Raw genomic sequence first — 16,770 nt, 5'->3', positions numbered from 1 at the left:
GTAGCGGCCCTTGATTTTCGCAAGGTATTCTTTTCTGGCGCTTTTGCCCATATTCCATGCTCCCTTCGGTTACATGAAACATGAGGCATCGAATCATTTTCGCCTAATTCTTCGGTTACTTTTAATATGAGGCAATTCGCCAGCAAATCAAATTAAGGATATAGTCCGGCGGTTTTTGGTATAATGCGGGCTTAATTTATATTGTGCAAAGCGAGGATTCATACATGCCGCCGTTGACGTTCCTTGATTTCGAGGAGCCGATCGTGAAGATGGAGAGCCAGATCGAGGATCTGCGCAACGATTTCGTCCAGCACGGGGTGGACCATGCGTCGGAGATCAAAAAGCTCCACAAAGCGGTCAACCGGAAGAGGCATGACATATTCGCCAAGCTGACCAGTTGGCAGCGGGCCAGGCTTGCGCGCCATCCCGCCCGCCCCTATACGCTGGATTATATAAAGAGCATGACCACCGGATTCGCCGAACTTCACGGCGACAGGGCGTTTGGCGACTGCCACGCCATCGTGGGTGGATTCGCCAAGCTGGACGGCAGGGCTGTGATGCTCATCGGCAACCAGAAGGGGCGGGACACCAAGGAAAAGATATACCGCAACTTCGGCATGGCCCAGCCGGAAGGCTATCGAAAGGCTATGCGGCTGATGAAGCTGGCGGAGAAGTTCGGCGTGCCGATAGTGGCGCTGCTGGACACGCCGGGGGCATATCCGGGCGTGGGGGCCGAAGAACGGGGCCAGTCCGAGGCCATCGCGCGAAACCTCATGGAGATGGCGTCTCTGGCCGTGCCGGTGATAAGCGTGGTGATCGGCGAGGGAGGCTCCGGCGGGGCGCTGGCGTTGGGCGTTGGCAACAAGGTGCTGATGCTGGAGAACTCCATATATTCGGTGATAAGCCCGGAAGGATGCGCGGCCATATTGTGGAACAGCTGCGACAAGGTGGAGGAGGCGGCCGATGCGCTGTCGCTCACCGCTTCACACCTTTTAAAGCAGGGGGTGATAGACGAGATTGTAAAAGAGCCGCTGGGCGGGGCGCACAGGTCTCCGGAGCAGGCGGCCTCCATACTCCGCAGGGCGCTGCGGCGCCATCTGGACCAGTTTGCGGGGATGAACTCCGCGCAGATAATCGAGCAGCGGCGCAGGAAGTTCCGCACCGTGGGCGCGGCGAGCATACTTTCGTAGCCATTTGCGCCGCGCCTTGGGGGAGGGGCGGCGGATTATTGCGAACATACCGGGATAATTGTGAACGGCGATTCCCCTGACACGTCCATAGAACATCCTGCCCTTCTTGCCTCCTTTTCATTCGCCGCCGGAATAGCCTTCGGCAGGTTTTACGATTGCGATCCAGCCATCCTTGGCGCCGTGGCGCTGGGCTTTGCCGCCGCGCTGTGGCGGGCGGACATTGGATTGCGGGTGATTATGGCGCTGGCGCTGGCTGGCGGGGCGGCTGTCATATCCGGCCACGGCTTTAAAGAAATCCGGTCAAATCATGTCTCCCGGATGGACATCGAGGGGGACGTGGCCGCCACAGTGGAGGTGAAATTTACCGACAGCGTCCGGCCCCACAATACCCGCTATATCGTGGAGGTAAAGTCCATCGGAGGAGCGCAGGCTTCCGGCGCGGCAAGGCTTGTTATGCGGCGCGGAACCGGATATTCATCTTTTGAGCCGTCGCCTGGCGATATCTTGCTGCTGGAGAACGTGAAATTCCGGCAGCCTCGCGGGTTCCGGAACATCGGCGCCTTCGATTACGAGGCGTACATGAAGGAAAGGGACATTCACGGCGATTTTTTCACCGGCAAAAAAACGAATATCACACTGACCGGGACAACCTTTAACTGGATGCGCCCTGTGGAGGCGGTCAAGGAGCGGATGCGGCGCAACCTGGACATGGGGAAACGGGAGGCGACGGCCATCACGTGGGCGATCCTGCTGGGGGACGACGGGATGATAACCCCGGAGCAGCGCAGCGATTTTTCCCGGGCCGGCACGGCGCACATCCTTTCCGTATCGGGGCTGCACGTCGGATTCGTGGCGATGGCCTGTTTTTTCGCCGCGAAACTCATGTTTTTCGCCATGGCCTACCCTGTCCGTTATCATTGGGCGTCGGCGGGGATCCCGATGCGGGGCGCGGCGTTTGTGGCGCTTATGATGGCGGTGTTCTATGCGGCGCTCACGGGGATGAAGTTTCCCATAATACGGTCGGCCATAATGATCGGGGTGTACCTTGCGGCGGTGATGGCTGGGCGCGGGCGGGACTTTTACGGCTCGTTCGGCGTGGCGCTGTTTATCATCCTGCTCATGTGGCCCTGGGCGCTTTTCGACGCGGGATTCCAGCTTTCCTTCACGGCGGTGTTCGCCATCGTCATATTCATGGAACGGTGGTGGAAACCGATGTTTTTCCTCACCCCGCTGGAGGAGATAGCCCCCACATGGCGTCAAACCATTGTCCGCAAGGCCCCGTGGCTCTTTTCATACATCGCCGTCTCCGTCTTCGCCACCATCGGCACGGCCCCTATAGTGGCGTATCACTTCAATAACGCGCCGGTCTATGGATTCCTGGTCAACGCGATCGTGGTGCCAATATCTTCGTTTGCCATACCCTGGGGGATGCTTTGGGCGATGGGAGGGCATGGCCTCGCCACGGACCTGACTGGTTGGATGATGGGGCTGATCGGGACACTTTCGGCATGGGCCGCGGGACTGCCCATGTCATACAAGGCTGTCACGGCGTTCCATCCGGCGGCGCTGGCGTTTTATTATTTAAGTATCGGGGCGCTGCTTTTGATGAAACGCGGCGCGGCCCGATGGATTGCGGCGGGGGGCGCGGCTGTGGTTGCGCTGGTGATTTTTCTGGTCCCGCCCAGGTCCGCGGGGGATGGCGGAGAGCTTGTGGCGCGGTTTGTGGACATCGGGCAGGGTGATTGCACAATGGTCCTGTGGCCGCAAAAAGGGGCGATGGTGATAGACGGCGGGCCGAAGTTTGAGACATTCGATCCGGGGCGGTCGCTGGTGGCGCCGCTTTTGTTCCGCGAAGGGAGGAGCGGGATCACCGCCATGATCGCCACCCACGAGGATTCGGACCATTTGGGCGGGTTGGCGGGATTGGCGTCGCTGGCGGCGCCGGAGATGTTCATGGACAACGGGGCGCAAAGCGAGGCGATGGAAAAGCTTCGCGGCTCCATCAAAGCGCCGGGGGGCCACCGGCGGTTGTACGCGGGGGACACGCTGGAATTTCCCGGCGGGTTGAAGGCGAGAGTCTTGAATCCGCCAAATGGGGAAGCGCCGTATAAGGAGGCTGTGAACAACGCCTCGCTGGCCATCATGCTTGAATACGGCGAGGTGCGGGTTTTGACCCTTGGCGATATCGGCAAGGAGGCGGAGCAATGGCTGGTGAGTTCCGGGGCGGACATCCGGGCGGACGTGATAAAGATCGCCCATCACGGCAGCGCGTCGTCGTCATTACCGGAGTTTTTGAAGGCGGTGGGGGCCAGGACGGCGATTATCAGCGCCGGATACCGGAACAACCACCATCATCCAAGCGCAAAAGCGTTGGAGCGGATAAAAGCCGCCGGGATGCGGGTCTTCCGCACGGATATGGACGGCGAGGTGAGGGTGATAACGGACGGGAAGAAGGTAAGGATTTTAACGTGGGGGATGGAGAGGTATAAGGAGGGGGGAGAGTAGTGAAAGTTCCACTTGGTGGAGAGGATGCGAGCGCCTTGACCCCGGTTCCTCGCTTTAGGAATCCGTGGTCAGCGACCACGGGGAAGCGCTAATAGATGCGGCCACTGTGGGAAGCGTTAATGGATGCGGCCACGGGGAAGCGCTAATAGAGGCAAGCACGGGGAAGCATTATGGAGTCTTTGAGGCTCCATTAAAGTGATGCTGGCAATTCGCTGTGGCGGCGCAATTAGCTGTGGCCGCGCCACTCGCTGTGGCCGCGCCACCCCGCGCTCCCGGGGAAAAACGCCTGATTTATGGTAAACTGACACTAATATGAATACCGTGACCGTGCCTCCAAAGCTTCGAAAAGAATTTTCTTCCGCGCTTCGCAAGGGGCGGTATGAAAATGAGGTGGATTTCTTTGTTGACCTTTTGCGGTTGTGGAAAGAAAACCAGTTGTTCAGCGAGCTTGCCGCCAGCAGGAAAGAAATAGCCGCCGGGAAAGGGAAAGTCTTAAAATCTTTAAAATCCCTCCGCTAGGCCTGTGAAAATCGTCTATTCCCCGCTTTTTGCCCGTCAATATAAAAACCTGCCAGAAAATATCAAAGTTATCGCTGAGGAAAAGGAAGTTGTTTTCCGCTCCAATCCGTTTGACCCGCGGCTGAAACCCCACAAGCTGCACGGGCGTTTGCGGGATTTCTGGGCTTTTTCGCTCGACCGGAAACATCGCATTATTTTTGAATTTGGAGAGCAGGGAACGGTCTATTTTCATTCCGTAGGAGATCATTCAATTTACAAGTAACGCTTGCATACTCCTGAACTTTTGCTGGGAACCTGCGTGTGCGCCCATCAGAGGGCAGACACAAAGGTCTGCCCATACTTCAAACTGCATAGCGCCTCCCCAAAATTTGACCCTAATCCCGCGCTATTGCGTTATACTTCATTCCTATGTCATACGAATGGTTCATCAGCCTTCGATACCTGAAGGCCAAGCGAAAACAGACGTTTATATCGCTTATCACATGGATATCCATCCTCGGCGTCGCCGTGGGGGTCACCGCGCTCATCGTCGTGCTGGCGGTGATGACCGGGATGCAGGAAGACCTGAAAAAGAAGATCCTCGGCGCAAACTCCCACATAATAATCACCCATGTGGCCACGGGGGGGATAAGCGAATCAAAGCGTATTGTGGACATCGCCAGACAGACCCCCGGGGTGGCCGCCGTGTCTCCTTTCGTGATGAACCAGGTGATGCTCACCTCCGCCACAAGGGTGTCCGGCGTGGTGATCCGGGGGGTGGACCTTTCGCGCGAAATCAAGTCCACAGACATCGGCAATTACATAAAGGAAGGGAGCCTGGAGCCGCTGGCCACAGGCATTGCTCGCAAGGGGATGGAGATGGACGACCTAGGCCTGCCGGTGGAGGTGACGCGGCATGGCATCGTGATCGGGTCCGAACTGGCGCGTAACCTCCATGTCACCCTGAACGATCCGATAACGGTGGTCAGCCCCTCCGGGAAGATCACCCCCGGCGGCGCGGCGCCTGTTTCACGGGAGTTTTACGTGGCGGGCATATTCAGCGCCGGGATGTATGAATACGACACGTCGCTGGCGCTCATCTCCCTTTCGCAGGCCCAGTCCCTTTTCGGGATGGGGGAAAACGTCACCGGGGTGGAGGTGAAGGTGGACGACATTTACAAGGCCCCCGCCATAGCCGAAAAGATCGGCGAGACGCTTGGCTATCCGTATGTGGTGCGGGACTGGCGCCAGTTGAACCGCAACCTGTTCTTCGCACTGGCGCTGGAGAAGGCGGTGATCGGGATTATCCTGGCGCTGATAGTCTGCGTGGCGGCGTTCAACATCGTCTCCACGCTGATAATGGTGGTGATGGAAAAATCGCGGGACATAGCGATCTTAAAGGCGATGGGCGCATCCAAGGGAAGTGTGATGAAGGTGTTTTTCCTGGAAGGGATGATAATCGGCGTGGCGGGGGTGCTGCTGGGGAACATCGGCGGATTTACCCTTTGCGCCCTGCTGGACAGGTACCAGTTCATAAAACTGCCGAAGGATGTCTATAACGTGGACACCCTCCCGGTGCTTATAGACTATTCGGACGTGGGGATGATATCGCTGGCCGCGCTTTTTATCACGGCGCTGGCCACCATATACCCTTCATGGAGCGCCTCGAGGCTCGATCCAGTGGAGGCGTTGCGCTATGAATAAAAGGCGGGCTGGCGGATGACCCGGGTTTTTCACGATTCGCACATGCCGCGAAAGCTCTTCCATGCGCTCACAGCCTCCATAATACCCACCGTGTACCTTTTTGAGCCGGTGCCCAGAAGCCTTGTCACCGCTTTGATGGTGGCGGCGGCGTTCGGATGGCTTGCTTTCGACACGGCGCGGATACGCAATGAAAAGGTGAACCTTTGGTTTGCGCGGCATTTTGCGTTCCTGATGAAAAAGAAGGAGGCGCATGTGCTCACAGGCGTTGCGTACATGCTTGGCGGGACGGCGCTGGCGCTGATATTGTTCTCTCCGGTGATAGCGGTGACGGTGCTTTACTTCATATCGCTGGGGGACCCGGCGGCGGCGATACTTGGAAAAAAATTCGGCAGGTTCAGGCTTCACAACGGCCGGTCGCTTGAAGGAAGCCTTGCGATGTTCGCGGTGTGCGTGGCGGTGGCCGTGGGCATAGGCGGTTTCCCGCTTCCCCTCTCGGTGGCCGGAGCGGCGGCGGCGGCGGCGGCGGAGCTTTATTCCGGCCCAGTGGACGACAACCTGACCGTCCCGCTCATATCGGGCGCAGTGCTCGCCGCGCTAGGATAGTTATCGTGAATATGGAAAAGAAGAACGTGGAAGAATTCGTGAGGGTGGAGGGGCTTCGCCGCCACTTTTTCATGGGCCAAAGCCGGATTGAAGTTCTCAATGGGGTGGACCTTTCGGTGGGCGCCGGGGAGATCGTCGGAGTGATGGGCGCCTCCGGGGCGGGCAAAAGCACCCTTTTACATATCATGGGGGCGCTGGACAAGCCGTCGGAAGGGCGTGTGCTATACAACGGGACGGACATATTCGCCATGGAAGAGCGGGAACTGGCCTCCTTCCGGTCGCGCATGGTGGGTTTTGTTTTCCAGTTCCACCACCTGCTTTCGGAGTTCACCGCCGAGGAGAATGTGGCGTTGGCCGCCATGATCGCCGGGGCGAACAGGCGGGACGCGGTTAATAAAGCCGGGGAGTTGCTGGAGATGGTGGGGCTAAAGGCCCGCTCCGGCCACCGGCCCGGAAAACTTTCCGGCGGGGAGCAGCAGCGGGTGGCCATCGCCCGGGCGCTGGTCAACGGCCCGGCCATGGTGCTTGCCGACGAGCCCACCGGCAACCTGGACACCGCCACCGGCGACGAGGTCTTCGGGCTTGTCACGAAATTGAACGCCGAGCGCGGGCAGACATTCGTGATAGTCACGCATAATCAATCGCTTGCCGAAAAAATGGGGAGGGTTGTCAGAATGAAGGACGGCATGGTATATAATGACAGCTTTGTTTCACAACCAGAGCAGTGAGTAAATGAGCGCGAAAGAGAAGAACAGCCGCGTCATCAACGCCGGGGTCATCGGCGCCGGGAGGATGGGGCAGTATCATGTGGGCGTATATTCGGAGCTTCCAGGGGTGGAGCTTGCCGGCGTGGTGGACATAGACGGGGCCAAGGCGGCGGAAATAGCGCGCAGGTTCAATACTGAAAGCTACACCGATTTCACATCCCTTTTCGGCAAGGTGGACGTGGTCTCCATCGCCGTGCCAACGGTCCAGCATTACACCATAGCAAAGGCATGCCTGCAGGCGGGGATAAACTGCCTGGTGGAAAAGCCCATCTGCAGCGACCTTGCCCAGGCGGCGGAGCTTTTCGACATCGCGGACAAAAAAGGGGTGGCGCTCCATGTGGGGCACGTGGAAAGGTTCAACGGCGCCGTGCAGGAGCTTATGAAAGTGGCGCATGATCCCATATTCATCGAGTCGCGCCGCATGGGCCCGTTCGATCCGAGAATGAAGGACGACGGGGTGATATTGGACCTGCTCATCCACGACCTGGACATAATATTGAACCTGGTCAACTCACCCATCGCCGAGCTTAACGTGATCGGCTCTTCGGTGTTCTCGGACAATGAGGACGTGGTCAACGTCCAGATGCGCTTTGAGAATGGCTGCATGGCCAACATGCTCGCCTCACGGGTGTCGCAGGAGAAAATCCGGTCGCTGGCGGTTACGCAGGAGAAAGAGTACATCTACCTGGACTATACCCACCAGGACATCGTGGTGCACCGCCGCGCGTCGTCGCAGCACCAGCTTTCACGGCAGGAGCTGCGGTACGCCCAGGAGTCGCTGGTGGAGAAGATTTTCGTCCACAAGGACAATCCGCTCAAGCTGGAACTGGCGCATCTGATAGACTGCGCCGCCAACGGGGCGGACCGGCGCATATCGGTGGAAAACGAACTGCTGTCGCTGAAAGTCGCGCTTATGGCGCTCGACAAGTTGAAATTGGTCAGGAAGTCCCTAGCTCCCGCCGTCTGATGAAACATAAACCCGCCGGACTGATCGCCGGGAAGGGGGAGCTTCCCGCAATATTCGCAAGGGAAGCTGTCTGCGCAGGGCGCGAGGTGGTGGCGGTGGTGTTCGACCAGGCGGCCGCCGAACTGCTTGCGCCGATTGTCTCCAGCGTCAACCTGATGGGGCTGGGTCAGGCGGGCAAAGTGATCTCCACGTTCAAAAAGAGCGGAGTCACCGAGATCACCATGCTCGGCAAGGTGGACAAGCGTGTGCTTTACAAAAATCCTAAATTCGACCTTAAGGCTTTGTCCATAATGAGAAGCCTGGACCTGAAAAACGACGACGCGGTGATGAACGCCATAACCGGCGCCCTTGAAAAAGAGGGTTTCACGGTGGTCAGCCAGACCGAATTCCTCAAACACCACATGCCCGGAGCCGGGCTTCTGGCCGGCCGGGCCCCGTTGGAGGCGCAGAGGGCGGACATAACTTTCGGCATGAAAATGGCCAGGGGCATAGCCGCGATGGACATCGGGCAGACGGTGGTGGTGAAGGACGGGGCCGTTCTCGCCGTTGAGGCCATCGAGGGGACGGACGAGGCCATCGAAAGAGGCGCACGGATCGCCGGAGAAGGAGCGGTGGTGTGCAAGGTGGCAAAGCCGGACCAGGACGAGAGGTTCGACGTGCCTGCAGTGGGCGTTACCACCGTGGAAACTATGGGGCGGTTCAAGGCATCCGTTCTGGCGGTGGAGGCGGGCAAGACGCTGGTGGTGGACATGCCCGCGATGGAGCAGGTCTGTTCGCGGTACGGCATATCGTTCGTGGCGGTCTGATGACAACGCCGGCAAGCAGGCGTTACGCCTTGTGGAGCGCCGCGTTGGTGACCGGATTCGCCCTGTTCCGCATGGCCATGATGGGGCTTACGGGCCTTGGCGACTCTGAAAGCTATTACTGGGCCTGGTCGCGCAAGCTCGCCTTGAGTTATTACGACCATCCTCCCATGGTGGCGTGGCTGATCAGCCTGTCCACCTCCATCGGCGGCGATTCTGCCTTCATGACCCGCCTGCCGTCGCTCGTCCTGTTCATAGGCATCTGCTGGCTGATGTACCGGCTGGTGATGGACATTTTCGGCGATGCTCGAATCGCTTTCTATTCACTGCTGGTGTTCAACCTCATCCCCATGTTCGGGATCGGCGCGCTCCAGATGGTGCCGGACATCCCCGCGGCGTTTCTGTACATACTGTTTGTGATAGTGGCGCGCCGGCTGCTTGTGGACAATGGCCCGGCGTGGCTGTGGTATGCGCTGGGGGTGATCCTGGGCGCGGGGCTTGTGAGCAAATATTTCGCCATCCTGCTGCTCCCTTCGATGATGGTCCTTGTGGCGGCGGTCCCGGCTTACAGGCATTGGTATCTAAGGCCCCAGCCGTACATCATGGGGCTTATCGCGCTGGCGGTGTTCTCGCCTGTGATCTGCTGGAACTATGCAAACCATTGGCCCAGCTTCAAGTTCCACCTGGTGGAGAGGCATCATTGGGCCGGTTTTTCATGGAACAACTTCGGCAGGCTTGTGGGCGGACAAGGATTGTATGTCACACCCCTGTATTTTATCGGGCTCCTGTGGGGATGCGTAAAAGGGGTTAAGCGCGCGATTGGCGGGGACGCGCGTTACGCCACGCTGGCGGCGTTTTCCATTCCCACGCTTCTTTTCTTCTATGCAGTGACCGTGTGGACGGACGAAGCGGAGCCGCACTGGCCAGCCTTCGGATACCTTACGGCGATTGTGATGACAGTGTCGCTGGGGTTCGAAGGGATGGAAAAATGGACTGGCAGGGCCAGAGCGTGGGCCAAAGGCTGGTTCTGGGCCGCCACGGCCATGGCTTGCGCCGCTTTCGCCGCGTTTTACATACATGTGTTCCATCCCATCCTGCCGATCAAGGCGAAATATGACATAACAAACGAGATCCTCGGGTGGGACAAGGTTGGGCCGGAAATATCGGCCCTGTACGAAAAGATCAAGCGCGAGGAGGGGGGGGAACCTTTCGCTCTGGCGCATCACTGGGTGCTCTGTTCGCAGATGATGTTCGCGACGAAAAATAAAATCCCGGTGGCGTGCATAAACGAGAGGACGGACCAGTTCGATTTCTGGGACGACGAAAAGACATTGGCCGGGCGCACGGCGATTATAGTCACCGATTTGAGGTTCGAAGAACCGCCGGAGGAGCTTTACAGGCTCACGGATGTGAAGAAGGTAAAGCAAATCCCCATCGAAAGGGGAGGGGAGGTCACCCGGCTTTTCACGATATGGACCGGGAAGGACTATAACGGGTCGAAAAAGTGGGCGCCGCTAAAGTGACCGCGCTCCGGTGACCCCATCCGGCGCCGCGAACGCCTCGCCGGACAACTCTATTTCACTTAGTTCCTGCGGTGAGAACGGGCGCTTGTCAAAACTTATCCTGTGCAGTTTTTCAAAGGCGCGGACAACCTCCCCCGCCAGTTCATCACTGGCGATGGAGATTTCCCTGCCATCATTCAATCCGCCGATTCCGGCGGCCGTCTTCATCTTTGCCGCATCGTTTTTCCAGCTCAGGCAAGAAAGATAGGCCGTAACGTCCATCGAAAGGATGATCGAGCCGTGCTGGAGGGCCGCATTTTTCACCCGGCGCTGGGCGCTTCCCACAACCTTCCGGCCATTCACCGAAATCTCGCTTCTGGTCCGGGACGCGAAACAGCACGGATTGCGCCCCGGCGCGGAATGATGGGCGGGGCTGTCAACGCTGATACCGAACGACTCTATCGCCAGCCGGATGGCGCGCGCCGCCAGTTCGTACACATCCCCCAGCGGGCCGAATAGTGTGCTTGATGAGGGTATGGCCACCGCGTAGGTCAGTTCGTCATGATGCAGCACAGCCCTGCCGCCGGTGGGCCTGCGGACGATGTCCGCGCCGACGGCCCCGGCGTTTTCAATGTCCACGTCGCCAATGTCCTGGGCGTACCCGATGGACACGCATGGGCGGCTCCATCCATACAGCCGCAGCGCAGGGGGCGCGCCGTTCTCCGCCTGTTTTAACAGCAGGGAGTCGGCGGCCATGTTCAAAGCGCCGCCACACGGCGGATCGAGTATCAGTCTCCAGAGATCGGTCATTGTTTTGAATAGAGTGTTTTGAAGGATTATACAACCTGCTTGGCGGGAGGTGAAAGGGTTGAAGGCGCTTTCACACCCAGCCCGCCGCAAATGGTATAATTCCCGAAAGGAGAATATATCCCATGAACTTCCAGCGGATAACAGTCAACCCGAAACAAATGGGGGGAGCCCCGTGCATTCGCGGCCTGCGCATCCCTGTCGCCGCGGTGATAGACATGGTCGCCCAAGGGATGGCCGAGGAAGAGATATTGCGGGACTATCCGGACCTTCAAAAGGAAGACATTAAAGAAGCGCTGAGGTTTGCGGCCCAGGCGGTGCGTGAGCGCGAACTGCCTTTGGTTAAGGCCTCTTGAAATTCCTTGTTGATAACACCCTCTCTCCTGTATTGTCCAACGGTCTGAATATTGCCGGGTTTGACAGCCGTCATGTAAGGGATGTGGGGCTTGCCACCGCAGGCGATGAGGAGATTTTCAGGTTCGCCGAATCCGAGAGCAGGACAATCATCTCCAGTGACGCTGATTTCGGGGCTTTGCTGGCCAATTAGAATTCATCAAGGCCGTCGCTTATTCTTTTCCGCTCCGGGGCGGAGAAGCGTCCGGAAGAGCAGTTAAAGCTCCTTCTGGCAAACCTTCCGGCGATAGAGAGCCAGCTTGAAGAAGGAGCCCTCGTGGTGTTTGAGCCCACGCGTTTAAGAATCAGGAAGCTTCCAATTTTAGGTTGACCGCCAACCGAGGTTGAGAGGCCTCTATGGATTTTCCCCTGCGCCCATGGGCCGAGCCGTCTGCGGGTCAAAATTCAGCGAAGCGATGATGTCCGGCCTTGCGGCCATCACGATGGAAAGGGCGGAGGCGGTGATGACAGCCTCGCCCACGCCGATAACGGAATGGACCGCCGTCATGGCCGGCAGGACCGCCTGCATCGGGGAAATTCCGGAAAAGGCCAGTTCCAGCGCGCACGCGGCGGACGACGCCACCACAGAGACCCACGCCGCCACGGCGGCGGAGGCCAAAAACCATTTGCGGTTGCGCGGGGCGAAGGACTTTAGCGCCGCGAAGACGTAGTAGCTCGTCAGACCGCCGATCACCCCCATGTTCATGATGTTTGCGCCCAGCGCCGTCACCCCGCCGTCGGCGAAAAGCAGGCATTGCAGGGTGATAACGGAGGCCATTACTATCACGGCGTTTGCGGGCCCTAAGGCCACGGCGGAGAACAGCGCGCCGACGAAATGGCCGCTCGTTCCCCCTGCGACGGGGAAGTTTATCATCTGCGCCGCGAACACGAACGCGGAGGTCACTCCCAGCAACGGGGCGCGCCTGTCCGCGTCCCCGTCGCCCGAGGTTTTGAAGGCGGCCGCGCCCGCCGCCGCGGAAACGGCGAATGCCGCCGCCCCCACTTCAAAGCTTAAAAACCCGTCCGGAATGTGCATTCTCCGCCGTCCGATGAAATGTTATGCGGTAATACTATCCCAAAAATAGTATTACTGGAAGAGGAAAGCAGGCCGCGTGGCGCGGCTTCATGCTTTTAGAAAATTACCGCTCACCGGGGTGTTGTAGCCCGAAGGGCGGTCACCCCGGTGTCCTCTATCGTGATACGAGGAGTCCGGGGTGACGCGCTTGCGCGCTCAAACACCCCGGACAGCAACCTACATGAAGCGGCTTGGGCCTTTAAGAAAAATGGAACTTGTAATTATGGCGCCGTGAAAGGATTCATGTTAACATCAATAATTTAACCGTACAGGGTTGGCGAAAACCGGAAGGTTTTTTCAGGCATTCAAGGAGAGCGATTTGTCAGGCATACGGATTTACGAGCTGGCCAAGGACATTGGCGTGCAAAGCAAGACACTGGTGGACATCATCGGGAAAATGGGCTACCCGGTGAAGAGCCATTCGAGCACTATTGACAACAACCTGGCCGACCGGTTGCGCAAGCAGGTGGCGGCCATGGGCATCGCCACAAAACCGAAGAAGGCCAGGCCGAAGGCGGAGGCTCCCAAAGAGCCCGAAAAACCGGTTGCCGTAAAACCTTCCAAAGAAACGGGTAAAAAGCCGGTGCAGCATGCTGAAAAAAAGGAGCATGCCGCCGCTGAGCCCATAACTGCGGCGACTGAAATACCTGCCGCTGTTACCGCTCCCGTAACTCAAGAGCCTCCAGCCGCGCCGAAAGCGGAGCCGGAAGCCGAACCTGTGAAAAAAGAAATAAAGCCAGTTGTTCCCGTCCCCCCTGCGGCCCATGTCCATCCGGCGCAGGCAAGAAGGCCCGAAGGCGTGAAACCGGCGGCGCCCCATCCGCCAAGGGTGGAGCACAGGCCGGAGGAGAAAAGGGATTTCCGTCAGAAACCGCAGCACCCGCGCCCGCACACGCCCCCGGCGGCGCCGTCCGCCCCAAAAAGGCCCGCCGGCGAGACCGAGGAGAAGCCCAGAAGGCGCGACGAGGGGCGCGACAGGTGGGAGCGCAAGCGCGACGAAGAAGAAAGAAAGCGCCTTGAGCGTCTGCGGCGCAAGGAAGACGACGAAATAAAGCGCAAGGCGGCCGCGGAGACCAAGAAAAAAGAGCGCGAACTTGAAGAGGTCCGCCGCAAGCAGAGGGCCGAGGAGGCCGAAATCCAGCGGCTGATCGATGAAGAAGAGCGCGCAAAGCGGGAGATAGAGGCCCGCAAGATCGTGATAGACGAGGCCACCACCGTAAAAGAGTTCGCTGAAAAGCTTAGGCTTGGGGTCAACGAGATCATCGGCAAGCTCATCGGCAAGGGGATAATGGCCAATTTGAACCAGACGATAGACGCCGAAGTGGCCAAAGAGCTGGCTCTCGAGCTTGGATACGAGATCAAGACCCGGGAAGAGGACGAGACGGAAGTGGCCGAGAAGGAGGTGGAGGACGTCTCCAAGCTTCTTCTGCGCCCGCCGGTGGTGACCATCATGGGCCACGTGGACCACGGCAAGACATCGCTTCTGGACACCATACGCAAAACGTCAGTCACGGAGACGGAAGCTGGCGGCATAACGCAGAAAATAGGCGCATACTCCGTGAAGCTGGAAAAAGGGACCGTGGTGTTCCTGGACACGCCGGGCCACGAGGCTTTCACCGCGTTGCGCGCCCGCGGCGCGGCGGTGACGGACATCGTGGTGCTCGTGGTGGCCGCGGACGACGGGGTGATGCCCCAGACGGTGGAGGCGATCCATCACGCCAAGGCGGCGGGCGTTCCGGTGCTCGTGGCGGTGAACAAGATAGACAAGCCGGGCGCCGCGCCGGACAAGATAAAGCAGGAACTGGCCGGGCACGAGCTTGTGCCCGAGGAATGGGGCGGGACGACGATATTCTGCGAAGTGTCCGCCAAAAAGAACATAGGGATCGAACATCTGCTGGAGATGCTTCTGCTGCAGGCGGAAGTGCTGGAGCTTAAGGCAAACCCGGAGAGGGAAGCCTTCGGCGTGGTGATAGAGTCCAAGCTGGACAAGGGACGCGGCCCGGTTGCCACGGTGCTGGTCAAGAAAGGGACGCTGAAGATAGGCGACCCGTTCGTGGCCGGAGCGCATTACGGAAAAGTGCGCGCGCTCATGGACGACAAGGGGCGCAGAATAGACCACTCCGGGCCGTCCACACCGGTGGAGGTAATCGGTTTTTCGGGGGTGCCCGTGGCCGGGGAGACGTTCATGGTGACCGAAAGCGAGCGCAAGGCCCACCAGATCGCCATCACCCGGATAAACGCGGAGAAGGCGGAGGGCGCCAAGGCCAAGCACCTCAAGCTTGAGAACCTGCACGCCCAGGTGACAAGGGGCTCGGTGAAGGACCTTAACATAATCATCAAGGCGGACTTCCAGGGCTCCATCGAGGGTGTGAAGAAAGCGCTGGAGGACATCAACGTCGGCGATGTGCGCATCCGCGTGCTCCACGGCGCAGTGGGCGGAATAACGGAGACGGACATAAGCCTTGCCGCCGCGTCGGACGCCATAGTGATCGGATTTAACGTGCGCCCCACCGAAAAGGCCCGTTCCATGGCGGAGACGGAGGGGGTGGACGTGAGGCTGTACAGCATCATCTATAACGCCGTGGACGACATCAAGGCGGCGCTCGAAGGGATGCTCGAACCTGTGTTCGCGGAAAAAGTCACCGGCCGGGCGGAGGTGCGCAACACGTTCAATATAACCAAGATCGGCACCATCGCGGGCTGCGTGGTCTCCTCGGGCAAGATAACCCGCGGATCGGACGCGCGCCTTATCCGGGACAACGTGGTGATATACACCGGCAAGGTCTCCTCGCTCAAACGCTTCAAGGAGGATGCGCGCGAAGTGGCCAACGGCTACGAGTGCGGCATAGGGGTCGGCTACAACGACGTGAAGATTGGCGACGCGGTGGAAACTTTCGTTGTCGAAAAAGTTGAGCGCAAGACGGACTGACCGTACGCCGCCTGAATACCGTTACCGGGGTCACCGTTTCCGGTTCGCAAGACCCCTGATAATGGGGATACTCAACGTCACGCCCGATTCGTTTTCGGACGGCGGCATGTTCATAAGCGTGGAAGAGGCCGTGGCCCGGGCCGGCGCGCTGGTGGCCGAAGGGGCGGACATCCTCGATGTGGGGGGCGAATCGTCCCGTCCAGGTTCCGACCCCGTCCCCGCGCAGGTTGAGGCCGAGCGGGTGGTCCCCGTGATCCGCATGATCGTAAAGCGCCATCCCAAAATCCCTGTCTCCATAGACACCCGCAAGCCCGAAGTCGCCGGGCAGGCCCTGGCCGCCGGGGCGGCGATGATAAACGATATTTCCGGGATGCGTGACGGACGGATGATACAGATCGCCGCAAAGTCGCAGGCTCCGGTGGTGGTGACGCACATGAAAGGCGAGCCCAAGACGATGCAGAAACGCCCGGTGTACCGGGACGTGGCGGGGGAGATTTTGCGGTATTTCCGGGAACGGACAAGCGTCCTGAAAAAGAGCGGGATCCATAAAATCATCCTCGATCCGGGCATAGGTTTCGGCAAGACTGTTTCGCACAATTTCGCGATACTCAACGGTCTGGAAAAGTTCGCGGCGCTCGGTTACCCGCTGATGGTGGGGGCGTCGCGCAAGTCGTTCATCGGGGCGGCGCTAGGCGAGCCTGTGGACCGGCGCGAGGCTGCCACGGCGGCCATTACTGCGGTGTGCGTGATGAAAGGGGCGTCCATCGTGCGCGTCCACAACGTCATGGACAACCGGCACGCGGCGATCGTGGCGGAGAGGATCAGGAAAGGAAAATGAGCCATTCAGTCACATGCTCCCCCCGGGAAGGGAAGCAGTGTGACGTTTACGCGTTGCCTCACGGGAAAAGGTAACCGAAGGGGGCGTGGATTTTCGCCTCATGGTTCATTGGCCCATAACTCATTAAAAAGCCTCCTGAGTATTTTTTCAAATTCTTTTCTCAAGTGGAAGGGATTGAGCGTGCCATGG

The 16,770-nt window shown here is 59.0% G+C and carries 15 protein-coding genes and 1 pseudogene; 14 read left to right on the top strand and 2 right to left on the bottom strand.

Translation table 11 applies throughout. The annotated features are described in order from the left end of the window. The first annotated feature begins 224 nt into the window (after window positions 1-224). The 10 genes from HZB29_07345 (at window position 225) to HZB29_07300 (ending at window position 10,560) form a co-directional block, all read left to right on the top strand. Entirely contained in the window at window positions 225-1,190 is a 966-nt protein-coding gene (locus HZB29_07345; GenBank protein ID MBI5815410.1) for an acetyl-CoA carboxylase carboxyltransferase subunit alpha, read from the top strand. A 60-nt stretch (window positions 1,191-1,250) separates the two neighbouring features. Next, the gene (locus HZB29_07340) at window positions 1,251-3,695 is read left to right on the top strand and encodes a DNA internalization-related competence protein ComEC/Rec2 (protein MBI5815409.1); all 2,445 of its coding nucleotides are present in this window, start codon (window positions 1,251-1,253) and stop codon (window positions 3,693-3,695) included. A gap of 312 nt (window positions 3,696-4,007) precedes the next feature. Beyond that, window positions 4,008-4,214 (top strand): hypothetical protein, encoded by a 207-nt coding sequence (locus HZB29_07335; protein MBI5815408.1) that lies wholly within the window; start codon window positions 4,008-4,010, stop codon window positions 4,212-4,214. 4 nt (window positions 4,215-4,218) lie between these two features. After that, the gene (locus HZB29_07330; GenBank protein ID MBI5815407.1) at window positions 4,219-4,476 is read left to right on the top strand and encodes a type II toxin-antitoxin system YoeB family toxin; all 258 of its coding nucleotides are present in this window, start codon (window positions 4,219-4,221) and stop codon (window positions 4,474-4,476) included. A 146-nt stretch (window positions 4,477-4,622) separates the two neighbouring features. After that, window positions 4,623-5,897, top strand: coding sequence for a lipoprotein-releasing ABC transporter permease subunit (locus tag HZB29_07325; protein MBI5815406.1), 1,275 nt, complete (start codon window positions 4,623-4,625; stop codon window positions 5,895-5,897). A 15-nt stretch (window positions 5,898-5,912) separates the two neighbouring features. Further along, a complete protein-coding gene (locus HZB29_07320; protein ID MBI5815405.1) occupies window positions 5,913-6,500 on the top strand; it encodes a hypothetical protein in 588 nt (195 codons plus the stop codon). Window positions 6,501-6,511: 11 nt separating this feature from the next. Beyond that, complete coding sequence (locus HZB29_07315) at window positions 6,512-7,228, top strand: ABC transporter ATP-binding protein (GenBank protein MBI5815404.1); 717 nt, start codon at window positions 6,512-6,514, stop codon at window positions 7,226-7,228. Between the two features lie 4 nt (window positions 7,229-7,232). Next, window positions 7,233-8,234, top strand: coding sequence for a Gfo/Idh/MocA family oxidoreductase (locus tag HZB29_07310; protein ID MBI5815403.1), 1,002 nt, complete (start codon window positions 7,233-7,235; stop codon window positions 8,232-8,234). Beyond that, entirely contained in the window at window positions 8,234-9,040 is an 807-nt protein-coding gene (locus HZB29_07305) for an LpxI family protein (protein MBI5815402.1), read from the top strand. Before HZB29_07310 ends, HZB29_07305 begins: the two co-directional genes overlap by 1 nt. After that, window positions 9,040-10,560, top strand: coding sequence for a glycosyltransferase family 39 protein (locus HZB29_07300; protein ID MBI5815401.1), 1,521 nt, complete (start codon window positions 9,040-9,042; stop codon window positions 10,558-10,560). The genes HZB29_07305 and HZB29_07300 overlap by 1 nt, the downstream gene beginning before the upstream one ends. Here the strand turns inward: HZB29_07300 and HZB29_07295 are convergent. Beyond that, on the bottom strand, window positions 10,552-11,349 hold the full coding sequence (locus tag HZB29_07295) for a lipoate--protein ligase family protein (protein MBI5815400.1): 798 nt from the start codon (window positions 11,347-11,349) through the stop codon (window positions 10,552-10,554). The two genes, HZB29_07300 and HZB29_07295, sit on opposite strands and share 9 nt — an antisense overlap. 122 nt (window positions 11,350-11,471) lie before the next feature. Here HZB29_07295 and HZB29_07290 point away from each other — a divergent pair, with 122 nt between their 5' ends. After that, a complete protein-coding gene (locus HZB29_07290) occupies window positions 11,472-11,702 on the top strand; it encodes a DUF433 domain-containing protein (GenBank protein MBI5815399.1) in 231 nt (76 codons plus the stop codon). After that, window positions 11,699-12,070 (top strand): annotated as a pseudogene (locus tag HZB29_07285) (DUF5615 family PIN-like protein). The gene HZB29_07290 and the pseudogene HZB29_07285 overlap by 4 nt, the downstream one beginning before the upstream one ends. A 24-nt stretch (window positions 12,071-12,094) precedes the next feature. Here the strand turns inward: HZB29_07285 and HZB29_07280 are convergent. After that, the gene (locus HZB29_07280; protein ID MBI5815398.1) at window positions 12,095-12,775 is read right to left on the bottom strand and encodes an energy-coupling factor ABC transporter permease; all 681 of its coding nucleotides are present in this window, start codon (window positions 12,773-12,775) and stop codon (window positions 12,095-12,097) included. Between the two features lie 358 nt (window positions 12,776-13,133). On the opposite strand from HZB29_07280, the gene infB reads away from it, so the two are divergent. Together infB and folP are read left to right on the top strand one after the other, a co-directional pair. Further along, on the top strand, window positions 13,134-15,743 hold the full coding sequence (infB, locus tag HZB29_07275) for a translation initiation factor IF-2 (protein ID MBI5815397.1): 2,610 nt from the start codon (window positions 13,134-13,136) through the stop codon (window positions 15,741-15,743). Window positions 15,744-15,804: 61 nt separating this feature from the next. After that, window positions 15,805-16,581, top strand: coding sequence for a dihydropteroate synthase (folP, locus tag HZB29_07270; GenBank protein MBI5815396.1), 777 nt, complete (start codon window positions 15,805-15,807; stop codon window positions 16,579-16,581). Window positions 16,582-16,770 lie beyond the last annotated feature (189 nt).

It is taken from the genome of Nitrospinota bacterium (assembly GCA_016235255.1).
Classification (GTDB): domain Bacteria; phylum Nitrospinota_A; class UBA7883; order UBA7883; family JACRLM01; genus JACRLM01.
Note: the sequence above shows the minus strand (reverse complement) of the source record. Positions and strands in the feature narration are given on the sequence as shown.